The organism is Pseudomonas fluorescens, assembly GCF_005938625.1.
GTDB classification, from domain to species: domain Bacteria; phylum Pseudomonadota; class Gammaproteobacteria; order Pseudomonadales; family Pseudomonadaceae; genus Aquipseudomonas; species Aquipseudomonas fluorescens_BD.
In genome coordinates this window covers 148,649-170,546 of sequence record NZ_VCNJ01000049.1, presented here as the reverse complement: position 1 = coordinate 170,546, position 21,898 = coordinate 148,649, and the positions used below count along the sequence as shown (strand labels likewise).

Sequence of the window (21,898 nt, the reverse complement as noted above, 5' to 3'; positions counted from 1 at the left end):
CCCGTTCAAGCGTTGAACGGGCTACACCGGTTGGGCTCAAGCCTTGGCTTTGACGCCCTCGTCGACCGGTTTCGCGGCATTGCCTTCACCGTAGGTCTTGAGGTTCTGCAGAACATAGATCGCTTTCTTGAACTCGGGAATCAGGTTCTTGCCGTAGGCGTTGCCATTGAGCCCGTTGGTCTGGATGGCATCGAGTTGGGTGGCGAAATATTCCAGCGCATTGAATTTCGCATCGACATCGGTCGTCACGCCGAAACGGTCGAACTTGTCACCGGCGTTCATCAACGTAAACGAAGTGATCTCGGAGATCAGCCCGCGGCCACGCAGAAACGCGCTCAGGTTACCCAGTTGTTTAACCGACACATTCGCAGGATCAAAACCCTTGATCTGCTTGCGCAAACCTTGCTTGTCCATTTCAGCAGTATTCAGTGCGTTGGGATCGTTGCCGACCATGGTCAGCATCTGCTGCACCTTGACACTCTGGGCCACCTGTTTTTTTGCGCCGGTGTTACGAACCAGAACCCCTGCCTTGCTCTCCCAACCACCGACAATACCGATCGTCATGAGAAGACTCCCTGTGAAATGACCATGAAAATATCCGTGCCAGGCACCATTAATGGGCGCGAGTATCGACGGGCGAACTGATGGCACCAACCTCTTTCTGCACTTTTTTACAATTCTTGTACATTCTCGATACAAAAGCCAAACGCCCCCGCAAATCCTGCCCCAGAGCTGTCATGCCAATGAAATGAAAATCGTGGTGACGCGCACTTGGAAGCGCTGAGCTGCGTTTATGTATCGATCCTGATACTGACCAGTCATCGGCACCTGCACTTTTTAGGACGTGAGTACCTAAAGCTTCCCGCCACAACGACGATACGCTGTGGATACCCGCACTGTTTTACCCCGCCCCCTAATAAGAAACGCTGCTCAAGGACCGGTCTCCATGCCCGCATTCCGCACTATTCAGGCTCGCTACACGCTGTTTCTGGTTCTGTTCATCCTGCTGTTGTCGGTGTTGACCGTGGTCGGCATCAGCCAACTGGTCGCCCCGAAACTGCGCCATACCGAAGAACAGGTAGTCCTCAACCGCATCGCCGAAGTGGCCGAGCAGATTCAGGGCGAGTTGAACAAAGTGCAGGCGCAACAGCGCAGCATCACCCAGACCATCCCGCTGCTCGACAGCGCCGCCATCGACACGGTGCTGCCAGGCCTGGTCGATCAGTACGGTGAGTTGAAGGTATTCGGTGGCGGGATCTGGCCGCTGCCGGGGCAGCGTGAGGCCGGGCGCAACAAATTCAGTACGTTCTGGCACCGCGACGCGTCGGGCAAACTGGCCGTGAACACCTTCTGGAACAGTGACGCGGCCCCCAACTATTACGACCAGAGCTGGTACAAGGGCGGCATGGCCACACCGCGCGGCCAATGCGCGTGGGCGGCAGCGTATAAAGATGACGCCAGCGCCGAACCGCGTACCAACTGCGCCATGGCCATCCAGAAAAACGGCAGCGCCTGGGGCGTTTCGACCATCGACGTGACCCTCGGCTTCTTCAACGATCTGGTGGCGCGCAAGGAAAAAGACCTCAACGCCGAGATGCTGATCATTGAGGCCGACGGCAAGATCATCAGTAACAGCTCGCGCATCAGTGGCCCGATCGTGCTGAAGAACATCAGCGAACTGGCCGGCACGTCGACTTTCGCCAGCCAGGTCAAAGCCGCGTTGCAGAACCGCGATCAGGCGCAACGCATCGAGTTCGACAACAACGGTGAAGCCAGCACCTTCTTCATGCGCCCGATAGAAGGCACGCCGTGGTTCCTCGCCAGCGCCCTGCCAACGAAAATGCTCACCGCCCAGCGTGATGACGTCCTCAGCACCTTGAGTCTGTTGCAGATTCCGCTGGTGATCCTGCTGGTGCTGTTGCAGGTCTATGCGATTCGCCAGTTGGTGCAGCGCATGAAAGCCTTGAAAGCCAACATCGATTTGCTGTCCAGCGGCGATGCCGACCTGACCCGCCGCATCACCATTCGCGCCGAAGATGAACTCGGCGCCATCGGTCATTCAATCAACACCTTTATTGCCTACTTGCAAAACATGATCGGCGAAGTCACTCAGGCCACCGGCGCCATGGCATCGAGCCTCGACAACCTGCAGCGCACTTCGGCGCACACCAGCCAGATCCTGCTGCGCCACGCCTCGGAAACCGATCAGACCGTCACCGCCATCACCGAGATGAGTTCGACGGCAGAAAGCGTGGCGCAGAATGCCGCTGAAACCGCCGCTTTCACCCAGCGCGCCAACGAAAACGCCGACCGTTCGCGTGTGGTGGTGGGCGAAGCCACCAACAGTGTCGTGGCGCTGATCGATGAAGTGGCCAGCGCGACGCACAAAGTCGAAAACATGCAACAGGATGCCCAGCGCATCACCGAGATTCTCGGGGTGATCGGTGCGATTGCCGGGCAGACCAACCTGCTGGCGCTCAACGCCGCCATTGAAGCAGCGCGCGCTGGTGAACAGGGGCGCGGTTTTGCCGTAGTCGCCGATGAAGTCCGCGCCCTCGCCGCACGCACCCAGGCCAGCACTTCGGAAATCAACGAGATGTTGACGCGTCTGACGCAAGGCGTGAGCTCGTCGGTCAGCGCCATGGAGAACACTCAGGCCAGTTGCCAATCGGCTGCCGACGCGACTGCACGGGTCAACTCCGGTCTGGACGAAATGGCCGGCTCGGTCAGCCACATCAACAGCCTCAGCACCCAGATCGCCACCGCCGCCGAACAGCAAAGCGCCGTGACCGAAGAGATCAACCGCAGCATGGTGCAGATCCGCCACATGGTGGATGAGCTGGTGCAAAGTGGCAAAGCCAGCGAACTGAATACCCATCAGTTGCTTGAAGCCAATAGCCGCGTCAGCGCGATCATGGGACGTTTCAAAGTCCGCTGATCTCTGATTCCCACAAGGGTTTTCTGCCCGACAGATACCCCTTGTGGGAGCGAGCTTGCTCGCGAAAGTAACCTGCCAGTCGCTGCTTCAGTGGCTGAATGACCGCATTCGCGAGCAAGCTCGCTCCCACAGGGCCATACCATCGCCAGATGTGGCCACCTGACAACTTTGTCATCTCGCGCTCAGCAACCTGACAGCCTTGATCTACGATCATCCTGCCAGCCTGCCTTGCAACAACTGGAAACATTGCGTTGATGCCTGGCGGAAAAAACCGTTCAAAATGCGTTCTTTTCTGATCGTCAGCCGAGCCGAGAATCCGTTATGCGAACCCATCTGCGTCTGGTCGCCCTGAGCGCCCTGTTCATTTCTTCCATGGCGCAAGCCGCCGACCTGATCCCGATCGAAGTGCACCGCGACGCCAATTGCGGTTGCTGCAAAAAATGGATCAGCCACCTCGAAGCCAACGGTTTCAAAGTCGAAGACCACGTCGAAAGCGACATGAGCAGCTTCAAGCAACAACATGGCGTACCGCCGCGTCTGGCGTCGTGCCACACCGCGATCATCAACGGCAAATTCGTCGAAGGCCACGTGCCGGCGGAGCAGGTCCTGGCCCTGAGCAAGCGTGACGATCTGCTCGGCGTCGCCGCACCGGGTATGCCGATGGGTTCGCCGGGCATGGAAATGGACGGCATGAGCGATGCTTATCAAGTGATCGGCCTGAAAAAGGACGGCGCTGAGGTTGTCGTGGCGGACTACCCGGCCCATTGATCGGCGCCGCTTACTTCGGGCTGTTCTTTGCCGCGTTCGGTGCGGCCACCTTGTTGCCGTTGCAGTCCGAGGCAGTGCTGGTCGGTTTGATCGTCAGCGAGCGTTACTGGCTGTGGGGCCTGCTTGCGGTGGCAACGCTGGGCAATGTACTCGGCTCGCTGGTCAACTGGTGGCTGGGCCGTGGCATCGAGCGTTTTCAGGATCGACGCTGGTTTCCTGTCAACCCCGCGCAAATGGCCAAGGCGCGCAAACACTATGAGCGCTACGGGCATTGGTCATTGCTTCTGAGCTGGTTGCCGATCATTGGCGACCCGCTGACGCTGATTGCTGGCGTCATGCGCGAACCACTCGGGCGCTTTCTATTGATCGTCACCCTGGCCAAAGGCGCCCGTTACGGCGTGCTGGCCATGCTGACGCTGGGCTGGCTGGGTTGAACGCTCGGCCGCGCGCATTGCCTATGTTTAACGTCGGCATAATCCAGCCGTTCCAGCATCGGCCGATTTCAAACGGAGTTTGACCTAATGTCTGTCACGTTTTCCCGTTGGCTCCCCTCCCTGCTCCTCTGCGCCGCCTTGCCCCTGTCAGCTCAGGCTGTCACGACCGGCGAAGCCGCGCCGGAAGGCCCGGCATACGGCCCGGAACTGCAAGGTTTCGAGTACCCCTACACGCTTAAACACTTTGCGTTTCAGTCTCAGGGCAAATCCCTGCAAATGGGTTACATGGACGTCGCCGCCCACGGCAAGGCCAATGGCCGCACCGTGGTGCTGATGCACGGCAAGAATTTTTGCGCGGCCACCTGGGACAGTTCGGTCAAGGCCTTGAGCGAGTCCGGTTACCGGGTGATCGCGCCGGATCAGATCGGCTTCTGCACCTCCAGCAAACCTGACAACTATCAGTACAGCTTTCAGCAACTGGCGACCAACACTCAGCAGTTGCTCAAAGCGCTGGGCATTCAGAAAGCCACGTTGCTCGGCCATTCCACCGGCGGCATGCTCGCCACTCGTTATGCCTTGCTGTTCCCGGAACAGGTCGAGCAGTTGGCACTGGTCAACCCGATCGGTCTGGAAGACTGGAAAGCCCTCGGCGTACCGTATCGCACCGTGGATCAGTGGTATCAGCGTGAGTTGAAAGTCAGCGCCCAAGGCATTCGTGATTACGAACGCACCACCTATTACGACGGCCGCTGGAAACCGGAATTCGACCGTTGGGTGGACATGCTCGCCGGCCTGAGCAAAGGCCCGGGCAAAACCCAGGTGGCGTGGAACTCGGCGCTGATCTACGACATGATTTTCACCCAACCGGTGTACTACGAGTTCAAGGACTTGAAGATGCCGACCCTGCTGCTGATCGGCACCTCCGACACCACAGCCATCGGCAAGGATCTCGCGCCACCTGAGGTGAAAGCGAAAATCGGCCACTATGAGGTGCTCGGCAAACAAGTGGCCAAGCTGATCCCGCAGTCGACGCTGGTGGAGTTTCCCGGCATGGGCCACGCCCCGCAAATGGAAGAACCGGCGCAGTTCCACAAGGCCCTGCTCGACTGGCTCAATACATCCAATTCCGTTCGTTGAAGAGGTAAGGCTGATGGCGGTGCAGATTGCAGTGATCGATGACTGGCAGGACGTGGCCCGCGATGTGGTCGACTGGTCGGTGCTCGATAGCCTCGGGGAAGTGACGTTCGAGCATGATTACCCCGCCGACAACGCGACACTGGCCGAGCGGCTGGGCCGCTACCAGGTGATTTGCGTGATGCGCGAACGCACGCGGTTCGACGAAGACCTGCTCAAGCGCCTGCCCAACCTTGAACTGCTGGTCACCGGCGGCATGCGCAATGCCGCGCTGGACATGCAGGCGGCGGCAAAACTCGGGATCAAGGTCTGCGGCACCGACAGTTACAAGCACGCCGCGCCGGAATTGACCTGGGCGCTGATCATGGCGGCGACACGCAATCTGGTGAAAGAAGCCAACGCCCTGCGCGCCGGCCAGTGGCAGCAAGGGCTGGGCGGTGATTTGCATGGCAAGACCCTTGGCATTCTCGGTCTGGGCAGCATCGGCCAGCGCGTCGCCCAGTTCGGCCAGGTGTTCGGCATGAAGGTGATCGCCTGGAGCGAAAACCTCACGGCCGAACGGGCGGAACAGGTTGGCGTTACGTACGTGAGCAAACAGGCACTGTTCGAGCAGGCCGATGTATTGTCGGTGCATCTGGTCCTCAGCGAGCGCAGTCGCGGCCTGGTCGATGCGCAGGCGCTGGGCTGGATGAAGCCGACCGCACTGCTGGTCAACACCGCGCGCGGGCCGATTGTCGATGAAGCGGCGCTGATCAAGGCGTTGCAGAAACAGCACATCGCCGGGGCAGCGCTGGATGTGTTCGAGCAGGAACCACTGCCGGCGATGCACCCGTTTCGCACACTCGACAATGTGTTGGCGACGCCGCATGTGGGCTATGTCAGTCGGCAGAACTATGAGCAGTTCTTTTCGCAGATGATCGAGGATGTTCAACAATGGGCTGCCGGGGAGCCGGTTCGCCTGTTGAACTGAGAACTCCCATCATTGCGCTGGTGTAGCGACCAGCGCCTTCGCGAGCAAGCTCGCTCCCACATTGGATCTGTGCCAGGAACAGATTTCCCGTCCACTGAAGATCCCCTGTCGGAGCGAGCTTGCTCGCGAAGGGGCATTCACTGTCTCCCCATCAACAAACTGACCGCACCACAACAGTGCAGTCGCGCTCAGCACTAGCACAAAATCGTGACTACCCAGTCACCGTTTTAGCCCTTCCCTACAGAAAAACCTGCACTTCGTCGGTGCGTTTACCCTTCCAGACCACGATTTCCGTTAACGGCAAACCGATTGTCGAACAATTTACCCATTTGCTCTGGCCCGCTCTAGGATCTGGCCTAGACTGACTTTCGCGGGGTAAAACCGACCCGTCACATTGCGCAAAAAAACTCGAAACTTTTGCTCCGCGTGACGGGTCATCTGAAAGACAGGGCCAAAGCGACTGGTGCAATCCTTGCAACGGCCCGATCACCCATTCTGCTTGCGCGTGTTGGGTAGCGTTTGCTCACCGATGCGTGGCGCGTTTGCGCCCGGCCACAGGACTTGGCCATGGACATCGCTTGTTCAAGACAAGAATCAGATCAACGAGACGGGAGATTCATATGATCAGTGCGGCATTGGATATTCAGGGAGAGCGTGCTCAGCAGGCGGTTGGAGAATCGAGCACCGTCAGTGTTCCCGGCAGCCGACAGATCAACGTCCCCGGCACCAAAACGCTGACTCCGGTAGCGAGCCAGAACCCCAACAAGAAAAAAGTGTTGTTCGTCACCTCGGAAATCGCCGATCTGGTCAAGACCGGTGGGCTGGGTGACGTGTCAGCCGCCCTGCCCCGGGCGATGGCCCATCTGCACGACGTGCGCGTGTTGATCCCCGGTTACCCGCAAGTGATGCACAGCGAAAACCCGATCCACATCATCGGCGAACTCGGCGGCCATGCCGCACTGCCACCGTGCAAGATCGGGCGTATGGACATGCCGGACGGTTTGGTGATCTACGTGTTGATCTGCCCCGAGCTCTACGAGCGCGAAGGCTCGCCCTACGGCGCCAATAACGGCCGCGACTGGCCGGACAACCACATTCGTTTCGCCCGTCTCGGTCTGGCTGCTGCCGATATCGCCGCCAACCTCGCACAAATTCACTGGTGCCCGGATCTGGTGCACGCCCACGACTGGCCGGCCGGACTGGCTCCGGCTTATATGCACTGGCGCGGGCAGCGCACGCCGACCCTGTTCACCATTCACAACCTTGCGTATCAAGGCGTGACCAGCCTCGGTTCCTGCCCTGAACTGGGGATTCCCACCCATGCCCTGCAACAGGAAGGCATGGAGTTCTACGGCAAGATGTCGTTCCTCAAGGCCGGCATGGCCTATTCGAGTCATATCACCACGGTCAGCGCCACTTACGCGCAGGAAATCACCACACCGGATTTCGGCTGCGGCCTCGACGGTTTTCTCGCCGCCAAGACCCAGCAAGGCTTGCTCAGCGGCATTCCCAACGGCATCGACGAGAGCTGGGACGCCGCCACCGATCCGCACCTGTTCGCGCCGTTTGCCATTGGTGACTGGGAAGGCAAAGCGGTCAACGCCGCGCACGTGCGTGAGCTATTTGAATTGAATGACTCAGAAGGCCCGCTGTTCGCCGTGGTGTCGCGACTGGTCTATCAGAAAGGTCTGGACCTGACGATCGCGGTATCCGAGTACATCGTAAAAAACGGCGGCCAGATCGCAATCATCGGTCGCGGCGAACCGGAAGAAGAACAAGCCATGCGCGAGCTGGCGCTGCGCTTCCCAGGCCAGATCGGTGTGCGCATCGGCTTCAACGAAACCGACGCCCGCAGGATGTTCGCCGGCAGCGACTTCCTGCTGATGCCCTCGCGCTACGAGCCTTGCGGTTTGAGCCAGATGTACGCCCAGCGTTTCGGCTCGCTGCCGGTGGCGCGCAATACCGGCGGGCTGGCCGACACTATTGAAAATGGCGTCACCGGTTTTCTCTTCGACGAATCCACCGCTGAAAGCTATCAGGAAGCCCTGAGCCGCGCGTTCAAGGTGTTCGCCTTTCCGGAACTGCTCAATGCCATGCGTTGCCGGGCAATGGCGGCGCCGTTCAACTGGTGCAAAGCGGTTGAACCGTACGCCGAACTCTACGAACAACTGGTCGCCAAGGCGCTGGGTAAAGCTCACCACAAATAACCAGGGAGGTTCACCACGATGCCGTTACGGTCTACTGAAACCTGGCCCCACGGCGCGATCATGCTGGACGCCGAACACACGCAGTTTGCGCTATGGGCGCCGGATGCGTTTTACGTCAGTGTCGAGCTTGAAAACGGCCAGTCGCTGCCGATGTTGCCTCAGACAGACGGCTGGTTCGTGATCAAGACCCGCTGTCCGGCGGGCACGCGTTACCGCTACAACATCGACGGCGAACTGGAGGTGCCCGACCCGGCCTCCAGAGCGCAGGATGGCGACCTTGACCGCCACAGCGTGGTGGTCGATCCGCTGGCCTATCAATGGCGCCACACTGCCTGGCACGGTCGGCCGTGGAGCGAAGCGGTGATCTACGAGTTGCACGTCGGTGCGCTCGGCGGTTTCGCTGAAGTCGAACAACATCTGGCGCGCCTCGCGGGCCTGGGCATCACCGCCATCGAACTGATGCCGCTGGCGCAGTTCCCCGGCGAACGCAATTGGGGCTACGACGGTGTTTTGCCCTACGCACCGCAAGCTTCCTACGGTACCCCGGAACAACTCAAACACCTGATCGACAGCGCCCACGGCCACGGTCTGGCGGTGATTCTCGATGTGGTCTACAACCACTTCGGCCCGGACGGCAATTACCTGCATCGTTACGCCAAAGGCTTTTTCCGCGAGGACAAACACACGCCGTGGGGCGCCGCGATCGATTTTCGTCGCGACGAAGTGCGCGAGTTTTTTATCGAAAACGCCCTGATGTGGCTGCTCGAATACCGCTTCGACGGTTTGCGCCTGGATGCGGTGCATGCCATCGAAGACCCGGATTTTCTCACCGAGATGGCCCAGCGTATCCGCGCGCAGATCGACCCGAGTCGACATGTCTGGCTGACCGTGGAAAACGAACTCAACCAGTCGAGCCTGCTCGAATACGACTATGACGCGCAGTGGAACGACGACGGCCATAACGCCCTGCACGTGCTGCTCACCGGCGAAACCGACGCCTATTACGCCGACTACGCCGCGCAACCCACCGAACAATTGGTGCGCTGCCTCAGTCAGGGGTTTGTCTTCCAGGGTCACATCACCCGCCACGGCGAACCTCGCGGCGAGCCCAGCGAACACCTGCCTTCCACAGCGTTTGTGCTGTTCCTGCAGAACCACGATCAGATCGGCAACCGCGCGTTCGGCGAGCGTCTGCATCATCTGGCCGATCCGCGTGCCGTGCAGGCAGCGACTGTGTTGTTGCTGCTATCACCGATGATTCCGCTGATGTTCATGGGCGATGAATTCGCCGCCGAGCAGCCTTTCCTGTTTTTCACCAGTCACCACGGCGAACTGGCGAAACTGGTGCGTGAGGGTCGACGCAATGAATTCGCCGCGTTCAGCGCCTTCGCCGATCCGCACAAACGTGAGCAGATTCCCGATCCGAATGGCGAAAAAACCTTCCACGCCTCACAGCCAAGGCTGATCGGCCATGGCAGCGAAAAACAGCAGGAAACCCTCGCGCTGTACCAGAAGCTGCTGCAATTTCGCCATCAATACATCATTCCCCATCTGTCCGGCACGCAAGCGCTCGGTGCCCATATGCTCGGTTATGGCGCGGTCAGTGCACGCTGGCGTCTGGGCAATGGCAGCGAGCTGCGAATTGACCTGAACCTCAGCGACACGCCAGTGGTCAACCCTCCACAGACGGAGGCCGTGTGGTTGTTTCAACAGCCACCCACCGTCGATCTATCGGAATCGGGCGTACTGCCCGCGTATTGCGCGCTTGTCAGCCTCACGGCCGCAACCCCTTTGCAACCTCTGAATGGAGAGCGCCTATGAGCGATGCGCAACTGGAAATCCTTGCAAGCCGCGCCGGCCTTGCCGTCGACTGGATCGACGCCAACGGCCGCCCGCAGAAAGTCGCCCCGGCGGTGCTGCGCAATGTCCTCATCGGACTCGGCCACCCGGCCAGCACGGCGCAGGAAATCGACGCCAGCCTGTTGGAACTGCAAGCCGTACAACAAGACCGCCACTTGCCGCCGCTGTTGACCGCCGATGTCGGTGTCGGCGTCGATCTGGCGCGGTACTTCGCCCCGGAAACGCCGTGTGAAATCCACCTTGAAGACGGCTCGCGGCTGAACCTGAAACTTGATTCCGAAGCGATATTGCCCGGGCTGATCCCGGTCGGTTATCAACAGGTGCACATCAGCGATCAGTATTTCACCCTGGCCGTGGCGCCGGAGCGCTGCTTCAGCGTCGGCGATGCGGTGGATAATCCGATTCCCCGCGTGTGGGGCCTGAGTGCGCAACTGTATGCCTTGCGCCGCGCTGGCGACGGTGGCTTCGGCGACACTCAAGCACTGGAAGACTTGGTCCGCGTGGCCGGTGAACGCGGCGCCGATGCCTTGGCGATCAGCCCGCTGCACGCCATGTTTAGCGCTGATACCGGGCGCTATAGCCCTTATTCGCCATCCAGTCGGTTGTTCCTCAACTCTCTTTACGCAGCACCCGGGGCAATTCTCGGTGAGCGCGCCTTGCGAGATGCTATTGACGCGGCTGGCCTGGCCGAGCAGTTCGCGCAACTGGAAGACCTGACACTGATCGACTGGCCGAGCGCCGCCGACGCCAAGCAAAAACTCCTGCAAGCGTTGTACGAAGGTTTTATCGCCGGTGACCATCCGCTGCACCCGGATTTCGCCAGTTTCCGCCACGCCGGTGGCGAAGCACTGGAAAATCACTGCCGTTTCGAAGCCATTCAGGAAATGCGCGCCGCCCGTGGCGAAAACCTCGACTGGCGGCAATGGCCGGAACACTGGCACGACCCACGCGGCGCGGCGCTGGAAGCCTTTGCCGAGGAGTACGCCGAGCGCATCGGCTATTTCGCTTTTTGCCAATGGCTGATCCACCGTTGCCTGGAACGTGCGCAAACCGCCGCTCGCAGCGCCGGCATGGGCATTGGCCTGATCGCCGATCTGGCGGTGGGTGCCGACGGCGCCGGCAGTCAGGCCTGGAGTTTTCAGGATGAATTGCTCGCCTCGCTGACCGTCGGCGCACCGCCGGACATTCTCAATCGCTCGGGCCAGGGCTGGGGCATTTCCGCGTTCTCGCCCGAAGGCCTGATCCGCAATGGCTTTCGCGCCTTCATCGACATGCTGCGCGCCAACTTTGCCCACGCTGGCGGACTGCGCATCGACCATGTCATGGGCCTGCAACGTTTGTGGGTGATCCCCAACGGCGCCGCGCCGGCCGATGGTGCGTACCTGTATTACCCGGTCGATGACTTGCTGCGCTTGCTGACCCTCGAATCCCATCGTCATCAGGCGATCGTCCTCGGCGAAGACCTTGGCACGGTGCCCGATGGCTTGCGCGAAAAGCTCATCGCCCGCTCGATGCTCGGCATGCGCGTGCTCTTGTTCGAACAGGACAACACCCATTTCAAACCAATCCTCGACTGGCCGGACAACGCACTGGCAACCACCAGCACCCACGATCTGCCGACGCTCAACGGCTGGTGGCATGGCCGCGACATCGACTGGAATGCGCGGTTGGGTTTTGTCGATGCCAACGGTGAAATCGAATGGCGCCACCATCGTCAGCGTGAACGTGAAGGCCTGCGCAGTGCCTTGAGTCAGGACCCGCAGAATTTCCGCGAGGAATCCCACGAGGCCGATCAAGTGGTCGATGCCGCTGTGCGTTTCCTTGGCCACACCCGCGCGCCGTTGGTGCTGTTGCCGCTGGAAGATGCGCTGGGCATCAACGAACAAGCGAATCTGCCGGGCACCATCGACACTCATCCGAACTGGTCAAGGCGTTTGCCCGGCACCAGTGAGGCGCTGCTCGACGGCGCGGATGCGGCGCGACGTCTGGAGTTACTCGCCTGCGCGCGTCTTCAGGCTGCCGAGCGTGACCAATGAATCAAGCGCTCATTCAGCCCCTGCGCGCGACGTTGCGCCTGCAATTTCATAAAGGCTTTACCCTTGAACAAGCCGTGCCACTGGTGCCGTACTTTGCCCGGCTCGGCATCAGCCATATTTACGCCTCGCCATTGCTCGCGGCGCGGGCCGGTTCCATGCACGGTTACGACGTGGTCGACCCGACCCAAGTCAACCCGGAACTCGGTGGCGAGCCAGCGTTAAGGCGCTTGGTCAATACCCTGCGCGAACACGACATGGGGCTGATCCTCGACATCGTCTCCAACCACATGGCCGTCGGTGGCAGCGACAACCCGTGGTGGCTCGACCTGCTGGAATGGGGGCGACTCAGTCCGTACGGCGAATTCTTCGATATTCAGTGGCACTCGCCCGATCCGTTGATGGAGGGTCAGTTACTGCTGCCATTTCTCGGCAGTGATTACGGCGTGGCGTTGCAGGAAGGCACGCTGAAGCTGCTGTTCAAGGCAAACACCGGCAGCTTTTACGTCGAGCACTACGATCATCATTTCCCGATCTGCCCAAGTAATTACGGTGAGATCCTCAAACATCAAGAGACGCTGAAATCCCTCGCTGACCGGTTCAGCACGCTCAGTTATCAGACCGATGCACATTCGCTGGCGATGCCACTGAAGGAAGAGCTGCGCGAACTGGCGAACGATCCGCAGACGCTTGAAGCGATTCAAAGCAACCTGCAGCATTTCGACTCAACGACCGAAGCAGGCTTCCAGGCGCTGCATCAATTGCTCGAGCGCCAAAGCTATCGCCTCGCCAGTTGGCGCACCGCAGCGGATGACATCAACTGGCGGCGCTTTTTCGACATCAACGAACTTGGCGGCTTGCGTGTCGAACGTCCGGCGGTGTTTGAAGCCACCCACGGTAAAATCTTTCAGTTGATCGCCGAAGGCCTCGTCGACGGTTTGCGCATCGATCACATCGACGGCCTCGCCGACCCGCGTGGTTATTGCCGCAAGCTGCGCCGGCGAGTTGATCTGCTGGCTCCGGGCAGGCACTTGCCGATCTACGTCGAGAAGATCCTCGGCGCCGGCGAAACCCTGCACCGCGACTGGGCGGTGGACGGCACCACCGGTTATGAATTCATGAACCAGTTGTCGCTGCTGCAACACGACCCGGACGGCGAATACGTCCTCGGTGATCTCTGGCAACGGCGTACCGAACGCCCCGCCGCGTTCATCGAAGAAGCGCAACTGGCGCGTCAGCAGATCCTCAACGGCTCGCTGGCCAGTGATTGCGAAAGCGTCGCCCAGGCCCTGCTGCAAGTGGCTCGCGATGACCTGATGACCCGCGATTTGACCCTTGGCGCCATCCGCCGGGTATTGCAGGCGCTGATCGTGCACTTCCCGGTGTACCGCACTTACATCAGCGCGATGGGTCGCTCGGCGCAGGACGAGGTGTTTTTCCAGCAGGCCATGGACGGCGCCCGGCAAACGCTGAGCGAAGCTGATTGGCCGGTGCTCGACTGCGTCGCCGCCTGGCTCGGCGGCACGCCATGGCGACGCAAACCGCGCGGGCGCTCACGCAAGATTCTCAAGCATGCTTGCGTACGCTTTCAGCAACTGACCTCACCGGCAGCGGCCAAAGCCGTGGAAGACACCGCGCTGTATCGCTCGGCGGTGCTGCTGTCGCGCAACGACGTCGGCTACAACACCGAGCAGTTCAGCGCCCCGGTCAGCGACTTTCATGCAGTCAATCAGCAACGGCTTGACGAGTTCCCCGACAACTTGCTCGCCACCGCCACCCACGACCACAAACGCGGTGAAGACACCCGCGCGCGTCTGGCGGTGCTCAGTGAGCGCAGCCATTGGTACGCCGAGCAGATCGAGTTGTGGCGCGCCCTCGCCCGCCCCGTTCGGGTTGACGAGCAGATGCCGTCGAGCGGCGATGAGCTGATCCTCTATCAAGCGTTGCTCGGCAGTTGGCCGCTGCAACTGCGCGATGACGATCAGGCCGGGTTCGTCGACTACGCCAAACGTATCTGGCAGTGGCAGCAGAAAGCCCTGCGTGAGGCCAAGCTGCAAAGCAGCTGGAGTGCGCCGAACGAAGCCTATGAAAACGCCGCACAGGCGTTCACCGAAAAACTCCTCACCGGTGAAGAAGGCGAACTGCTGCGCGCGGCGCTGAGCAAGACCGTCAACAGCATCGCCGCCGCCGGCGCCCTCAACGGCTTGGCGCAAACCTTGCTGCGCATGACCGTGCCGGGGGTGCCGGATCTGTATCAGGGCAATGAGTTCTGGGACTTCAGCCTGGTCGATCCGGACAATCGCCGGCCGGTGGATTACGCCGCACGTGAACACGCTTTGCAGGAGCCATTGCCACCTGTGGCGTTGCTGGCGAACTGGCGTGACGGGCGCATCAAGCAAGCCTTGATCGCCGAAGTGCTGAACCTGCGTGTCGAGCATGCCGAGCTGTTTCGCCGGGGCAGCTACCAGGCCCTGGAAGTGCTCGGCAGTCAGGCGCACAACGTGCTCGCGTTTGCCCGTGAGCACGAGGGGAAGCAGGCCATCGTGATCGTGCCGATCCGTTGCGCAACCCTGCTGGAAAACGGTGCTGTACCTCAGGTCGATGCGCTGCGCTGGGGCGATACGCGGGTGGTTTTACCGTTCGCCGCCTCTGCGACAAACCTGAAGGGACTTTTTTCAAGCGCAGCAGTCACAAAAAACAGGGAGCTGAATATCAGCGACGCGCTGGGGGATGTCCCGGTCAATCTCTTTATCCAACACTTAACACAAGCATGAGTTCAGTTCAGGAGCATTGCGATGAGTACCGACGATAAACGCATCCGCGAATTCGCCTATCAAATCTGGGAATCGGAAGGCCAACCGGAAGGTCAGGACGCGCGCCACTGGGAGATGGCGCGCAAACTGGCCGAAGCTGAGGCGCTGGCGCCGAAGAAGCCACCGAAAGCGGCCGGCAGCAAAAACGCTGGCAAGGCTACTGAGGCCAAGGCCCCAGCCGCCAAACCGAAACCGGCGGCCAAAGCCAAACCGGCCAGCGCCGCCAAAGTGATTCCACCGGGCGAAAAAGCCCCCGAGAAAAAGCCTAAAGCGCCGCGAAAGCCTTCGGCGATCTGACGCTCTAACCGGATTATTGAACTGACTGAACGTGTGGCGGGTTCGCTCGCCACCGAGGGCTAACTCGCCCTGAAGAAATACACAAATCCCTTGTGGGAGCGAGCTTGCTCGCGAATGCGATCTGCCATTCAACATTGAAGTCGACTGACACTCCGCCTTCGCGAGCAAGCTCGCTCCCACAGGGGATTGGTGTTAACCGAACCATCCCGATTTTTGCAGGAGCAATCATGACCCGTCCAAAGAAAGCCGAGCCCACCGCGCACGCCGAGCCGTCGAGAATCCGTGAAGGCCTGCCCTTCCCGCTCGGTGCGACCTGGGATGGGCTGGGGGTGAACTTTGCCCTGTTCTCCGCCAACGCCACCAAAGTCGAATTGTGCATCTTCGACGATGCCGGCGAAGTTGAACTCGAACGCATCGAACTGCCGGAATACACCGACGAGATTTACCACGGCTACCTGCCCGATGCGCATCCGGGGCTGATCTACGGCTACCGTGTCTACGGCCCGTACGACCCGGCCAACGGTCACCGCTTCAACCACAACAAATTGCTCATCGACCCGTACGCCAAGCAACTGGTCGGCGAACTGAAATGGTCGGAAGCGCTGTTCGGCTACACCATTGGCCACCCCGACGCCGACCTCAGTTTCGATGAACGCGACAGCGCGCCGTTCGTGCCCAAATGCAAGGTCATCGACCCGGCGCATACCTGGGGCAACGACCATCGCGTCAGCGTGCCGTGGGACAAAACCATCATTTACGAAACCCACGTACGCGGCATCAGCATGCGTCACCCGTCGGTGCCGGAGAACGTCCGCGGCACTTTCGCCGGGCTGATGGTCGATGACGTGCTCGAACACATTCGCAAGCTCGGCGTGTCCACCGTCGAATTGCTGCCGATTCACGCCTTCGTCAACGACCAGCATCTGCTGCACAAAGGCATGACCAATTACTGGGGCTACAACAGCATTGCGTTTTTCGCCCCGGACCCGCGCTATCTGGCCAGCGGCAAAATCGCCGAGTTCAAGGAGATGGTTGCGCACTTGCACGAAGCCAATCTCGAAGTGATCCTCGACGTGGTCTACAACCACACCGCCGAGGGCAACGAGCAAGGCCCGACCCTGTCGATGCGCGGCATCGACAACGCCTCGTACTACCGCTTGATGCCCGACGACAAGCGCTTCTACATCAACGATTCCGGCACCGGCAACACCCTCGACCTGAGCCACCCGTGCGTGCTGCAGATGGTCACCGACTCGTTGCGCTACTGGGCCAGCGAAATGCACGTCGACGGCTTCCGCTTCGACCTGGCGACCATTCTCGGCCGTTATCACGACGGTTTCGACGAACGTCACAGCTTCCTCGTCGCCTGCCGTCAGGACCCGGTGCTGCGTCAGGTGAAAATGATCGCCGAGCCGTGGGACTGCGGCCCCGGTGGCTACCAGGTGGGCAACTTCCCGCCGGGCTGGGTCGAGTGGAACGACAAGTTCCGCGACACCGTGCGCGCCTTCTGGAAAGGTGACGACGGTCAGGTTGCCGACTTCGCCAGTCGCATGACCGCTTCCGGCGAGATGTTCAACCAGCGCGGGCGGCGGCCCTATTCGTCGGTGAACTTCATCACCGCCCACGACGGTTTCACCCTCAACGATCTGGTCTCGTACAACGACAAGCATAACGAAGCCAACGACGAGAACAATCAGGACGGCAGTAACAACAATCTGTCGTGGAACCACGGCGTCGAAGGCCCGACCGACGATCCCGAGATCAACGCGCTGCGCCATCGGCAGATGCGCAATTTCTTCGCCACCCTGCTGCTCGCCCAGGGCACGCCGATGATCGTCGCCGGCGATGAATTCGCCCGCACCCAGGACGGCAACAACAACGCTTATTGCCAGGACAGCGACATCGGTTGGGTCAACTGGGACCTGAGCGAAGACGGCAAGGCGCTGCTCAAGTTCGTCAAACGTCTGATCAAGTTGCGCCTGACCTATCCGATCCTGCGTCGCGGCCGTTTTCTGGTCGGCGAGTACAACGAGGACATCGGCGTCAAGGACGTCACCTGGCTGGCACCTGACGCCACCGAGATGACCACCGAACATTGGCACGATGCACACAACCGCTGCCTGGGCATGTTGCTCGACGGCCGCGCGCAGGAAACCGGGATTCGCCGCAAAGGTGCGGATGCGACCTTGCTGCTGGTGGTCAACGCCCATCACGACATCGTCAATTTCACCTTGCCGGAAGTACCGGAAGGCAGCTTCTGGACGTGCATGATCGACACTAACCAGCCGTCGATCCGTGGCCAGGAACGCTTCGATTTCGGCCACGAATACTCGGTGACCGGTCGCTCGTTGCTGCTGTTCGAACTGCAACGTGATGAAGAAGATTGATATGGACCTGCACAGTTATCTCGCCCGACGCCCAGCGGACTATCCGCACACCGTAGCCCTCGGCAATTGCCTGCGGGCGCTGGTCGAGGCCGGGCTGGATCGGTTGCCGTTGCCGGGCAGCGGCCACACGCTGGAACGCTTTCAGCGATTGGCGGAAGTCGGCGGGCATGATCTGGGTTTGTGCAAACTGTTCGAAGGCCACACCGACGCACTGGCGATCATCGAGCAACTGGGCGGCACGCCGACGCCGGGCAGCACGTGGGGCATGTGGGCGGCGGAACCGCCACAGGCGCGGGTCAAGGTCAGCCCCGCCGGGCACATGGTCGCGCTGCACGGGCGCAAGGCTTGGTGCTCCGGGGCCGCCGTGCTCAGCCATGCCTTGCTCACCGCGTGGGATGGCGATGACCAGCAACAACTGGTCGCCGTCGCCCTCGATCAACCGGGCGTCACCGTCACCGAACAAGGCTGGAAAGCGGTGGGCATGGCCGCCACTGGCAGCGTGGAGGTGCTGTTCGACGGCGCCGAAGCGCAGGCCATCGGCAACCCCGGCGACTATCTGCAACGCCCGGGTTTCTGGCAAGGCGGGATCGGTATTGCCGCGTGCTGGTTCGGTGCTGCGCGGCAAATTGCCGAGGCGTTGCGCACGCAATGTGAGCAACGCCCGGAACCGCACGCCCTCGCCCATCTCGGCGCGGTCGACAGCGCCTTGCAGGCAGCGGCCGATGTACTGCGCTTCAGCGCTTTGCACATCGATGCCCATCCCGAGGACGACGCCGAATTGCTCGCTCGCCGTGCCCGCGCGGTGGTCGAGCAATCGGCCGAACAGGTGATACGTGAGGTCGGTCGCGCCCTCGGCGCGGGGCCGTTTTGCAAGGATCGACAGTTCGCCCGGCTCAGCGCTGACCTGCCGGTGTTTCTGCGCCAGAGTCATGCCGAACGTGATCTGGCTGCACTCGGTCAGTTGATTGCCAAACAAAGCGGCGAGGCATGGACGTTATGAAAACCAACCCGATTGTCGGCCAAGGCACGAGTCTGCATCAGTGGCAGGCTTCGCGGCATCTGGCGGAGCTGGATAGCATCGACATCCTCAGCCTGGTGCCTCCCGGCGCACGGGCAGTGATTATCGCGCCACACCCGGACGACGAAGTGCTCGGTTGTGGTGGCCTGCTGCAATTGCTCGCCGCCGCAGGCCGGCCTCTGCAATTGATTTCGGTGACCGACGGCAGCGCCAGTCACCCCGGTTCCAGTCGTTGGCCGGTGGAACGGCTGAGCGTGGTGCGTCCGCAGGAGTCTGCCGAAGCGCTGCGCCGACTCGGTTTGCCAATGCATCGTATGAAGTGGCTGCGCGGTGGTTTCAGCGACACGCAGGTCGCCGCTCATGAAGATGAACTGGTCGATTTCATCGCGCGTCATCTGCGTCCCGACGACGTGCTCTTCACCACCTGGAGCGAGGACGGTCACTGCGACCACGAAGCTGTCGGCCGCGCCAGTACCGAAGCTGCGCGCCGGATCGGTGCAAGCTGCCATGAGCTGCCGGTGTGGACGTGGCACTGGGCAACCCCGGAAGACGCTTTCGTACCATGGCAACGAGCACGCAAGATTCTCCTGACGCCGGCGCAAGTCGCGCGCAAGCGCCACGCGGTGCACGCCTTCGCCAGTCAACTGGAGGGCGATCCTGACGCCGGACTCGGCCCGGTACTGGCGCCCTATGTGCTCGATCGCCTGCTGCAGCCTTTCGAAGTGGTGTTTCTATGAGTGTCGAAGACCGCTATTTCGATGGCCTGTTTGCCGGCAACGACGACCCGTGGGCCTTCCGCGAGCGCTGGTACGAACAGCGTAAACGCGCGATCACCCTCGCTGCCCTGCCGCGTCCGCACTATCGGGCAATCTTCGAACCGGGCTGCGCCAACGGCGAATTGAGCGCCGAACTCGCCGCGCGTTGTGATCGCTTGCTGTGCTGCGACACAGCCAGTGCCGCAGTGGCGTTGGCGCGCACCCGTTTGAGCCTGTTCGATCACGCCGAAGTGCGGCAAAACCGTCTTCCCGGCGACTGGCCGGAGGAAAAATTCGACCTGATCGTATTTAGCGAGATCGGCTACTACCTCGATGGCCAGGATCTGACAGAAGTGATCCGTCGGGCCAGTGATTGCCTGACTGCCGACGGCCAGTTCCTCGCCTGCCATTGGCGTCCGCCCATCGACGGCTGCCCGCTGAATGCGCGGCAGGTGCACGACCTGATCCACGAAAAACTGCATCTGCCGCGCCTGGTTTTGCACCAGGAAGCGGACTTCATCCTTGAGGTGTGGAGCCGCGAACCGCGCTCGGTAGCGGCGCTGGAGGGCTTGCGATGATCGGCATTCTGATCCCGGCCCACAACGAGGAAGATTTGCTCGACGAATGCCTGAACGCGGCCGTGCGTGCCAGCCGCCACGGTTTGCTGGCGGGCGAAAAGGTTGAAGTGTTGGTGGTGCTCGACAGTTGCACCGACCGCTCGGCGCAGATTGTCAGTCGCTATCCGGTGCTGAGCCTGCACATCGACGCGCGCAACGTTGGCCAGGCGCGGGCGGCCGGCGCACAGCTGTTGCTGGAACGCGGGGCACGCTGGATCTCCTGTTCGGACGCCGACAGCCGCGTGGCCGACGACTGGCTGGTGGCACAACTGGGGTTGGGTGCAGATGCAGTCTGCGGTACCGTCACCGTCGAACGCTGGCATGAGTCGTTCGATGCAGCGGCGCAAATCCGCTACCACCGGCATTACCGTGCCTGCGATGGCCATCGGCACATTCACGGCGCTAATCTGGGCATCAGCGCCGACGCTTATCGCTGGGCCGGAGGCTTTAAACCGCTGGCGTGCGACGAAGATGTGCAACTGGTGCGGGAGCTGGAACGGGACGGTGCCAACATCGCCTGGAGTCATCGCCCGCAAGTGCTTACCAGTGCTCGATTCGACAGCCGTGCGCGCGGTGGCTTTGGTGACTATCTGCGAAATCTGGCACAGATAGAGCAAAAAAAAGCGGATCAGATTGATCTGTGACGCGACGAAGTTCACTTCATGAGCAATACTCTGCTGCGCGGCAATCCAGGGTTCGGAGCGTCGCAGGGCAATCAACCAGCCTTCACGGGTCGGTAGCGTCTGACAATCACTGTCACGCGCACGACTGAGGGCGAGACAACACAAGGACGTCATACCATGAAACCGTTATCCCTCAGCGACAGCAGTCTGCCGGCGCAGATCTGGAACAGCGCCGCGCAACTGGACAACATCCCCGTCATCAATACCCGCAGTCTGGTGCCCGACGGTGCCCGCGCCGTGGTCATCGCACCGCATCCGGGTGATGAAGTGGTCACTTGCGGCGGTCTGCTGCAATTGCTCTCCAGCCTCGGTCATCCGCTGCAATTGCTCTCGATCACCGATGGCAGCGCCAGCCATCCGGGTTCGCGGCAGTGGTCGGAAAAACGCCTGAGCGTGTTTCGCCCACAAGAAAGCGTCGAAGCCTTGCGCCGCCTCGGCCTGCCGATGCACAGCCTGAAATGGGTGCGTGGCGGCTTTACTGACAACGCGCTATGCGACCAGCAAGCGCAAGTGACCGAATTCATCAGCCGCTACCTGCGCCCCGGCGACGTGGTGTTCAGCACCTGGCGCGGCGATGGCAATGATGACCACGAAGCAGTGGGTCGGGCCAGTGCGCAAGCAGCGGAACAGGCCGGCGCGATCTTCCATGATGTACCGGTCTGGGCCTGGCATTGGCCTGAGCGCGACCAGCAAATGATCCCTTGGGAACGCGCGCGCAAACTGCGCCTCGACACGTGGACCGTGGCGCGCAAGAGCCACGCCACTCATGCTTACGCCAGCCAGCTCAAGGGTGAACCGGCGATCGGCATCGCACCGATGCTGCCGCCGGTGATTCTCGAAAGAATGCGTTTGCCCTATGAAATCGTGTTTGTCTGAATCCCTGATTCCCTGTGGGAGCGAGCTTGCTCGCGAAGAGGCCGTCACATTCAATATTCGTATCGACTGTACCGACGCCTTCGCGAGCAAGCTCGCTCCCCCAGGGTT

Annotated in this window: 17 protein-coding genes; 16 read left to right on the top strand and 1 reads right to left on the bottom strand. The window is 61.0% G+C overall.

What is annotated here, in order from left to right:
• Positions 1–36: 36 nt before the first annotated feature.
• Entirely contained in the window at positions 37–564 is a 528-nt protein-coding gene (locus FGA82_RS26075) for a hypothetical protein (RefSeq protein ID WP_141129313.1), read from the bottom strand.
• 382 nt (positions 565–946) lie between these two features.
• Between FGA82_RS26075 and FGA82_RS26070 the strand changes: the two genes are divergently transcribed.
• From FGA82_RS26070 to FGA82_RS25990, 16 genes are all read left to right on the top strand, one after another.
• Positions 947–2,938: a methyl-accepting chemotaxis protein gene (locus tag FGA82_RS26070; protein ID WP_141129312.1), complete on the top strand. Its 1,992-nt coding sequence runs from the start codon at positions 947–949 to the stop codon at positions 2,936–2,938.
• Between the two features lie 321 nt (positions 2,939–3,259).
• Positions 3,260–3,706, top strand: coding sequence for a DUF411 domain-containing protein (locus FGA82_RS26065; protein WP_141129311.1), 447 nt, complete (start codon positions 3,260–3,262; stop codon positions 3,704–3,706).
• The gene (locus FGA82_RS26060) at positions 3,706–4,140 is read left to right on the top strand and encodes a YqaA family protein (RefSeq protein ID WP_141129325.1); all 435 of its coding nucleotides are present in this window, start codon (positions 3,706–3,708) and stop codon (positions 4,138–4,140) included. Before FGA82_RS26065 ends, FGA82_RS26060 begins: the two co-directional genes overlap by 1 nt.
• Positions 4,141–4,227: 87 nt before the next feature.
• Positions 4,228–5,277 (top strand): alpha/beta fold hydrolase, encoded by a 1,050-nt coding sequence (locus tag FGA82_RS26055; protein WP_141129310.1) that lies wholly within the window; start codon positions 4,228–4,230, stop codon positions 5,275–5,277.
• A gap of 13 nt (positions 5,278–5,290) precedes the next feature.
• The gene (locus FGA82_RS26050) at positions 5,291–6,244 is read left to right on the top strand and encodes a D-2-hydroxyacid dehydrogenase family protein (protein ID WP_141129309.1); all 954 of its coding nucleotides are present in this window, start codon (positions 5,291–5,293) and stop codon (positions 6,242–6,244) included.
• A gap of 620 nt (positions 6,245–6,864) precedes the next feature.
• Positions 6,865–8,451 (top strand): glycogen synthase GlgA, encoded by a 1,587-nt coding sequence (glgA, locus tag FGA82_RS26045; protein WP_007918141.1) that lies wholly within the window; start codon positions 6,865–6,867, stop codon positions 8,449–8,451.
• A gap of 18 nt (positions 8,452–8,469) precedes the next feature.
• The gene (treZ, locus tag FGA82_RS26040) at positions 8,470–10,272 is read left to right on the top strand and encodes a malto-oligosyltrehalose trehalohydrolase (protein WP_141129308.1); all 1,803 of its coding nucleotides are present in this window, start codon (positions 8,470–8,472) and stop codon (positions 10,270–10,272) included.
• The gene (gene malQ / locus FGA82_RS26035; protein WP_116032960.1) at positions 10,269–12,347 is read left to right on the top strand and encodes a 4-alpha-glucanotransferase; all 2,079 of its coding nucleotides are present in this window, start codon (positions 10,269–10,271) and stop codon (positions 12,345–12,347) included. The genes treZ and malQ overlap by 4 nt, the downstream gene beginning before the upstream one ends.
• Positions 12,344–15,118, top strand: coding sequence for a malto-oligosyltrehalose synthase (locus FGA82_RS26030; protein ID WP_141129307.1), 2,775 nt, complete (start codon positions 12,344–12,346; stop codon positions 15,116–15,118). The genes malQ and FGA82_RS26030 overlap by 4 nt, the downstream gene beginning before the upstream one ends.
• 21 nt (positions 15,119–15,139) lie before the next feature.
• Entirely contained in the window at positions 15,140–15,454 is a 315-nt protein-coding gene (locus FGA82_RS26025; protein ID WP_141129306.1) for a DUF2934 domain-containing protein, read from the top strand.
• A gap of 227 nt (positions 15,455–15,681) precedes the next feature.
• Positions 15,682–17,841 carry a glycogen debranching protein GlgX gene (glgX, locus tag FGA82_RS26015; protein ID WP_141129305.1) on the top strand — a complete coding sequence of 720 codons (2,160 nt, stop codon included), beginning with the start codon at positions 15,682–15,684 and terminating at the stop codon, positions 17,839–17,841.
• 1 nt (position 17,842) lies between these two features.
• Positions 17,843–18,841, top strand: a complete 999-nt coding sequence (locus tag FGA82_RS26010) for an acyl-CoA dehydrogenase family protein (RefSeq protein ID WP_141129324.1) — start codon at positions 17,843–17,845, stop codon at positions 18,839–18,841.
• Entirely contained in the window at positions 18,838–19,596 is a 759-nt protein-coding gene (locus FGA82_RS26005) for a PIG-L deacetylase family protein (protein WP_141129323.1), read from the top strand. Before FGA82_RS26010 ends, FGA82_RS26005 begins: the two co-directional genes overlap by 4 nt.
• Positions 19,593–20,192, top strand: a complete 600-nt coding sequence (locus FGA82_RS26000; RefSeq protein ID WP_141129304.1) for an SAM-dependent methyltransferase — start codon at positions 19,593–19,595, stop codon at positions 20,190–20,192. The genes FGA82_RS26005 and FGA82_RS26000 overlap by 4 nt, the downstream gene beginning before the upstream one ends.
• A complete protein-coding gene (locus tag FGA82_RS25995; protein WP_141129303.1) occupies positions 20,189–20,875 on the top strand; it encodes a glycosyltransferase in 687 nt (228 codons plus the stop codon). The genes FGA82_RS26000 and FGA82_RS25995 overlap by 4 nt, the downstream gene beginning before the upstream one ends.
• Before the next feature lie 156 nt (positions 20,876–21,031).
• Complete coding sequence (locus tag FGA82_RS25990; protein ID WP_141129302.1) at positions 21,032–21,790, top strand: PIG-L deacetylase family protein; 759 nt, start codon at positions 21,032–21,034, stop codon at positions 21,788–21,790.
• Positions 21,791–21,898 lie beyond the last annotated feature (108 nt).